Annotated in this window: 5 protein-coding genes; 3 read left to right on the top strand and 2 right to left on the bottom strand. The window is 76.8% G+C overall.

Translation table 11 applies throughout. The features are described from left to right. The first annotated feature begins 261 nt into the window (after positions 1-261). Both ABD308_RS32810 and ABD308_RS32805 read left to right on the top strand, forming a co-directional pair. On the top strand, positions 262-1191 hold the full coding sequence (locus tag ABD308_RS32810) for an ABC transporter ATP-binding protein (protein ID WP_344343183.1): 930 nt from the start codon (positions 262-264) through the stop codon (positions 1189-1191). 5 nt (positions 1192-1196) lie between these two features. Then, positions 1197-2012 (top strand): ABC transporter permease, encoded by an 816-nt coding sequence (locus ABD308_RS32805; protein ID WP_344343181.1) that lies wholly within the window; start codon positions 1197-1199, stop codon positions 2010-2012. Between the two features lie 20 nt (positions 2013-2032). Here the strand turns inward: ABD308_RS32805 and ABD308_RS32800 are convergent, their stop codons facing one another. Continuing rightward, complete coding sequence (locus ABD308_RS32800; protein ID WP_344343179.1) at positions 2033-2887, bottom strand: LysR family transcriptional regulator; 855 nt, start codon at positions 2885-2887, stop codon at positions 2033-2035. A 249-nt stretch (positions 2888-3136) separates the two neighbouring features. On the opposite strand from ABD308_RS32800, the gene ABD308_RS32795 reads away from it, so the two are divergent. Then, positions 3137-4777: an MFS transporter gene (locus tag ABD308_RS32795; RefSeq protein ID WP_344343177.1), complete on the top strand. Its 1641-nt coding sequence runs from the start codon at positions 3137-3139 to the stop codon at positions 4775-4777. A 50-nt stretch (positions 4778-4827) separates the two neighbouring features. Here ABD308_RS32795 and ABD308_RS32790 read toward each other — a convergent pair whose 3' ends face one another. After that, the gene (locus tag ABD308_RS32790) at positions 4828-6048 is read right to left on the bottom strand and encodes an MFS transporter (RefSeq protein ID WP_344343175.1); all 1221 of its coding nucleotides are present in this window, start codon (positions 6046-6048) and stop codon (positions 4828-4830) included. Between the last annotated feature and the right edge of the window lie 181 nt (positions 6049-6229).

Genomic DNA, 6229 nt, shown 5'->3' with positions numbered 1-6229 from the left:
GCGGGCGCCGGCGACGAGCGACGGGTGGAGCAGCGAGACGCACCACGCCAGCGCCGTCCAGCCGCCGGGCGGCACCCGCCGGAGCCGGGGCGGGAGGAGCGGCGGGGACGGGGGTGTCGCGGACATGCGGTGATCGTAGCGAGGCGGCGCGCGGCGCGGCATCGGACCACGGGTGTACGACCGGGGGTGACAACGGGGGCCGTCACGGTGTCGGCCCTGGTCCGATGTGCCGCCCGGCCGCTCGGCGGCACCGTGGACGGCATGATCGAAGTGCACCGACTGACGAAGCGCTACGGCCGCACCACCGCCGTCGACGGCCTCACCTTCACCGTTCACCCCGGCCTGGTCACCGGGTTCCTCGGGCCGAACGGCGCCGGGAAGAGCACCACGCTGCGGATGCTCCTGGGCCTGAGCGAGCCCACCGGCGGGACCGCGACCGTCGGCGGCCGCCCGTTCCGCGAGCGGCCGCGCGGCCTGCGGCACGTCGGCGCGCTGCTGGACGCGGGCGACGTGCACGGCGGCCGCAGCGGCCGCGCCCACCTGCGGGCGCTCGCCCGGGGCAACGCGGTGCCGCTCGGCCGGGTGGAGGCGGTGCTGGAGGAGGTCGGCCTCGCCGGGGCGGCCGGGCGGCGGATCGGGGGGTACTCGCTCGGCATGAAGCAGCGGCTCGGCATCGCGGCGGCGCTGCTGGGCGATCCGCCGGTGCTGCTGTTCGACGAGCCGCTGAACGGGCTGGACCCGGAGGGGGTGCGCTGGGTGCGGGGTCTGTTCCGGAGGCTCGCGGCGGAGGGGCGGACGGTGTTCGTCTCCAGTCATCTGATGAGCGAGATGGAGCACACCGCGGACCGGTTGGTGGTCATCGGGCGGGGCCGGCTGATCGCCGCCGAGACGGTGGCCGAGTTCGCCGCCCGTGGCGCGGGGCCGGCCGGCGCCCGGCCGGCGGTGACGGTCCGGACGCCCACGCCCGAGGTGCTGACGAGTGCCCTGACGGCGGCCGGCGGCACGGTGGCGCGCGGGGACGGGGCGGACGCGCTCGTGGTGACCGGCCTGGAAGCGGCCCGGATCGGCGCGCTCGCCCTGGACCACCGCGTCCCGCTGCTCGAACTGACCTCCCGTACGGCCTCCCTGGAGGAGGCGTTCATGGCGCTCACCGCCGACCGCGTCGACCACCCCGCCGGAGGAACACGATGACCACCGTGACGACCGAACCCCGCCCGCGCTTCCAGGACCTCCTCGCCGCCGAGTGGCTCAGGTTCCGGTCCCTGCGCGCGCTGCCCTGGGTGCTGGGCCTCGGCGCGCTCGTCCTGGTCGGCGTCAACCTCAATGCCGCGCACTACACCTACGCGCACACCGGGCCCGAGGGCCCGCCGCCCGGGTCGGGGCACGTCGGTGTGGCCGTGAACGCCTCGTTCACGGGTCTGTCCGCCAACCTCCTGATGCTGCTCGCGGGCGGTGTCGGCGCCGCGGTGATCGTCGGCGAGTACGCGAGCGGGATGATCCGCACCACCTTCGCCGCCGTCCCGAACCGCCGGGCGGTGCTGCTGGCGAAGGCGGGGGTGCTGGCGGCGGCCATGCTCGGCTTCGGCGTGCTGGTCTCGGGGGTCTCCTTCGCCCTCGCCCAGGCGCTGCTGGGCCGGCGGCACGCCGGGGTGTCGCTCGCCGATCCCGGGGTTGCGCACGCCGTCGCCGGGGCCGCCGCCCTCGCGCCGGTCTGCGCGCTGATCGGGTTCGGGCTGGGGACGCTGGTCCGGCACGCCGCCGCGAGCGTGGTCACCACGGTGCTGGTGCTGTTCCTGCTGCCCGCCTCGTTCAACGAGGACCACCGCTGGTCGGCGGCCCTCGCGCACGCCATGCCGTTCACCGCCTGGCGGCGGCTGGCCACGCCCGACCCGACGCAGGTCCTGCTGCCGCCGTACCCGGCGACGGTGACCGGCTCCTGGCTGGCCTTCGCGGGCTGGGCGGTGGTCTCCGTGCTGGTCGCGGCGGCCGTCGCCCACCGCCGGGACGTCTGAGGGACGGTCGGCGGGACCGTTCAGACGAGGTGCCGCAGCAGCGCGGCCACCGCCGGCGGGGCCTCGCCCGGCGGGCGGACCACCATGACCTGCCAGGCCGGCGCGTGCCGCTCGAAGGGGTGGCGGTCGAGGTCGGGGAAGCGGTCCGCGATCGTGCGCGGCATCACGCAGACCCCCAGGTCGTTGCGGACCAGTTCGGAGGCGGCCACGATGTCGTTCACCTCGAAGGTGGTCTCGCGTTCCACCCCGGCGGCCCGGAAGGCCCGGTCGACGGCGTAGCGGATCGCCCATCCCGGAGTGAAGTCCACCAGCGGCAGCTCGGCCACCTCGTCGAGGGCGACCGCCCCGGCGGGCAGCCGTCCGGGCGCCGCCACCAGGACCATCTCCTCCCGGGACAGCAGCCGCGTGGTCAGCCCGCGCTGCTGCTGCCGGTCCAGCGCGACCACCGCCAGGTCGACGGTGCCCTCCCGCAGCGCCTGCCGGATGTCGGCCACCGCCGCCTGGCGCAGCCGGACGGTCACCCCGGGGTGCTCGGCCCGCAGCCCGGCGAGGGCGAGGTGGAGGTCGGCCCAGACGCCCTGCATGGTGCCGACCGTGATCCGTCCGCGCAGCTGCCCGCGCACCGCGTCGACGGCGGACCGGGCCGATTCGGCGGTCCGGAGCGTCGCCCGCGCCGCGGGCAGGAACGCCTCGCCCGCCGGCGTCAGCGCGACGCGGTGGGTGGTGCGGTCGAACAGCGCCGTGCCCAGCTCGCGTTCGAGGGCGCGGACGGTGCCGGAGACCGCCGACTGCACCACGTTCAGCCGCCGCGCGGCCGCCGTGAAGCCCCCGGTCTCGGCGACGGCGACGACGACCTCCATCTGCCGTAGATCCACCAGTGCTCCCGGTCGGGCCGTGTCCCGCCCCGGCGGGGCGCTGATCCTCAGCCGCATCGTACGCGGCGCCCCCGTCCGCGGACGGCCCGCGAGAGGCCGTGCGCTCACGGGGCACCGCCCGTGCGCGGGCGGGCACACCGCGGCGCCGGGGGCGTCCTAGGGTCCGTCGGACTGACGAAGGGCCGCCGCCACCCCCCGGCCGCCGTCCCGTCAGGCCTTGACCCCCGCCCCCACCCGCAACGGACCGGTATGAGCACAGAGACCACCCCCGCCCGGCGCCCGGCGGACGACTCGGCGTGGGCCCCGCTCGCGTCCCGGGTCTTCCGCGCCCTGTGGATCGCCCAACTCGTCTCCAACGTCGGCAGCTGGATGCAGACCGTCGGCGCCCAGTGGCTGCTGGTCGGTCACGACGCCGCGCTGCTGGCGCTGGTGCAGACCGCCGCGAGCCTGCCGGTCGTCCTGCTGGCGCTGCCCTCCGGCGTGCTCGCCGACCGCCGCGACCGGCGCTCGGTGCTGATCGCCGCGCAGGTCGCGATGCTCGCCGTCACCACCGCGCTCGCCGTGCTGGCCTTCGCCGACGCGCTGACCCCCGGACCGCTGCTCGGCCTCACCTTCCTGCTCGGCTGCGGCACCGCCGTGATGGGCCCGGCCTGGCAGGCCGTGCAACCGGAACTGGTGGAACGCCGGGAGCTGGGGCAGGCGGCCGCGCTCGGCGCCGTCAACATGAACCTGGCGCGGGCGGTCGGCCCGGCCGTCGGCGGCGCGGTGGTCGCGGCGGCCGGCCCGGGCTGGGTGTTCGCCTTCAACGCCGCCTCCTACCTCGGCGTCCTCGCGGTGCTGCTGCGCTGGCACCGGCCCGCGCCGCAGGACGCGCCGGCCCGCGGCGACGAGGGGCTGCTGGCGGCCGTGCAGGCGGGCCGCCGCTACATCCGGCACGCGCCGGGAGTGCGGCGGGTGCTGCTGCGCACCGCGCTGTTCGTGCCCGGCGCGGGCGCGCTCTGGGCCCTGCTGCCGCTGGTGGCGAGCCGGTCGCTCGGCCTCGGCCCGGGCGGCTACGGGCTGCTGCTCGCGGCGGTCGGCGTCGGCGCGGTCGGCGGGGCGTTCGCGCTGCCGCTGCTGCGGCGCCGGCTCGGGGCCAACGGCACCCTGGTGGCCGGCACGGTGGTGCTCGCCGGGGTGCTGGCCGTCCTGGCGACCGTCCACCTGCCCTGGCTGGTCGGCCTCGCCCTGCTGCCGGCCGGTGTGGCCTGGATCGGTGTGCTGTCCACCCTCAACGCGGCGGTCCAGACCCGGCTGCCCGGCTGGGTACGGGCCCGGGGCCTCGCCGTCCAGCTGCTGGTCTTCCAGGGCGGCCAGGCGCTGGCGGCCCCGCTGTGGGGCGTACTGGCCGACCGTCACGGGCCGGGCGCCGCGCTGCTCGCCGCCGGTGCGGTGCTGCTGGCGGGGGCGCTGGCCGCCCGCCGGCTGCCGCTGTACGACGGCGACGGGGTGGACCCGACGCCGTCCGACCACTGGCCGCGGCCCCCGCTGCTGGTGGAACCGGCCGTCGCGGACGGACCCGTGCTGGTCACCGTCGAGTACCGGGTGGAACCGGAGCGGCGCGCCGACTTCACCGGGCGGATGCGCCGGGTCGCCGCCGCGCGACGCCGGACCGGCGCCCTCACCTGGGGCCTCTACCAGGACGGCGGCGAGCCCGAGCGGTTCGTCGAGGCGTACCTGGTCTCCTCCTGGGCGGAGCACCTGGCCCAGCACGGCGGCCGGCTGGCCGCCGCCGACCGCCGGGACGAGGAGGCCGCGCGGGCCCTGCTGCGCCCCGGGACCGCGCCGGTGGTGACGCACGGCTTCGACGTCTCGACGGGACCGCTGCGGCCGGTGGGCGCGGCCGGGTAGCCGGAGGCGGGCCGGGTCATCCGACCCGGCCCGCCTCCCCCCCCGGGACGTCAGGCGCGCTTCTCGGTGGCCCAGTACAGCAGGGCCGCCAGCGACAGGGCGGTGCCCAGCACCGCCACCGCCGTCCAGCCTCCGGCCCGGTACACCACCGAGCCGAGCTGCGATCCGGCCGCGCCGCCCACGAAGAAGATCGCGATGAAGGCGCTGTTCAGCCGGGCCCGGGCGGCCGGGTCGAGCTGGTAGACGGTGTGCTGGCCGAGGATCAGCGTGGTCTGCACGGCCATGTCGACGAGCACGGCGGCCAGCGCGAGCAGCACCACGCTGTGCCCGCCGAAGCCCGCCAGCGCGAAGGCCACGGCGGCGACGGTGAGCGCCACGCCTGTCATCGGCCGGGCCAGGCCGCGGTCCGCCCACCGCCCGGCGAGCGGGGCCACCGCCGCGCCGGCCGCGCCGACCAGGGCGAACAGCCCGACCCCGGTCGCCGAGTAGTGGAACGACGGGCCGGTCAGGACGAACGAGACGGTCGTCCAGAAGGCGCTGAACCCGCCGAACATCGCCGCCTGGTAGAGCCCGCGCCGCACCAGCGCCGGGTGGGCGCGCACCAGCCGGACGGTGGAGCGCAGCACCTGGTGGTAGGGGACGCTGGTGGTCGGCGCGTGCGCGGGCAGGGCGGCCCGCAGGGCCACGCCGAGGACGACCATCAGCACCGCCGAGCCGAGGAAGACGGCGCGCCACCCGGCGAGGTCGGAGACCAGGCTGCTCAGCGTGCGGGAGAGCAGGATGCCCAGGAGCAGACCGGTCATCACCCGGCCCACCACCCGGCCCCGGGCGTGGTCGGGGGCGAGGCTCGCCGCGAACGGCACCACGACCTGCGCGACGACCGAGGTCGCGCCCGCCACCAGCGAGGCGATCAGCAGCACCGGGAAGCTGGTCGCCAGGCCCGCGGTGACCAGGGCGAGGGTGGTGACGCTCAGCAGGGCGGTGATCAGGTTCCGCTTCTCCAGCCGGTCGCCGAGCGGGACCAGGAACAGCATGCCGATCACGTAGCCGATCTGAGTGAGGGTGATCAGCGTGCCGGCGGTCGCGGTGTCGGTGTGGAAGGCCTCGGCCAGCGAGGACAGCAGCGGCTGGGCGTAGTAGAGGTTGGCGACGGTGGTGCCGGCGGCGACGGCCAGCAGGACGATCAGCCAGCCGGGCACGCCGTGCGCGGGCTCGGCGGCGCCGGCCCTCTTTCGGCGGTGGGGACGGAGGCCGGACGATGCGGCGGACATGGGGCACCTTCTCGATGAGGGGGAGCCGGACGGGCCGGCCCGGACCGGGACGCTGAACGGTGGCCGACGGCCTCCTCGCCGCCGGTCCCGCAGTGATCAGCACCGGGGCGGTCCCGCCGCTTCCTCATTCCTGGCGATGGTTCGAGATGTCAGTCATCTCGAACGGAGATGGCCCGCGCGG

This window comes from Kitasatospora putterlickiae (assembly GCF_039527695.1).
Taxonomy (GTDB): Bacteria; Actinomycetota; Actinomycetes; order Streptomycetales; family Streptomycetaceae; genus Kitasatospora; species Kitasatospora putterlickiae.
The sequence above is the reverse complement of the archived record's forward strand: the minus strand, read 5'-3'. Positions and strand labels throughout refer to the sequence as shown.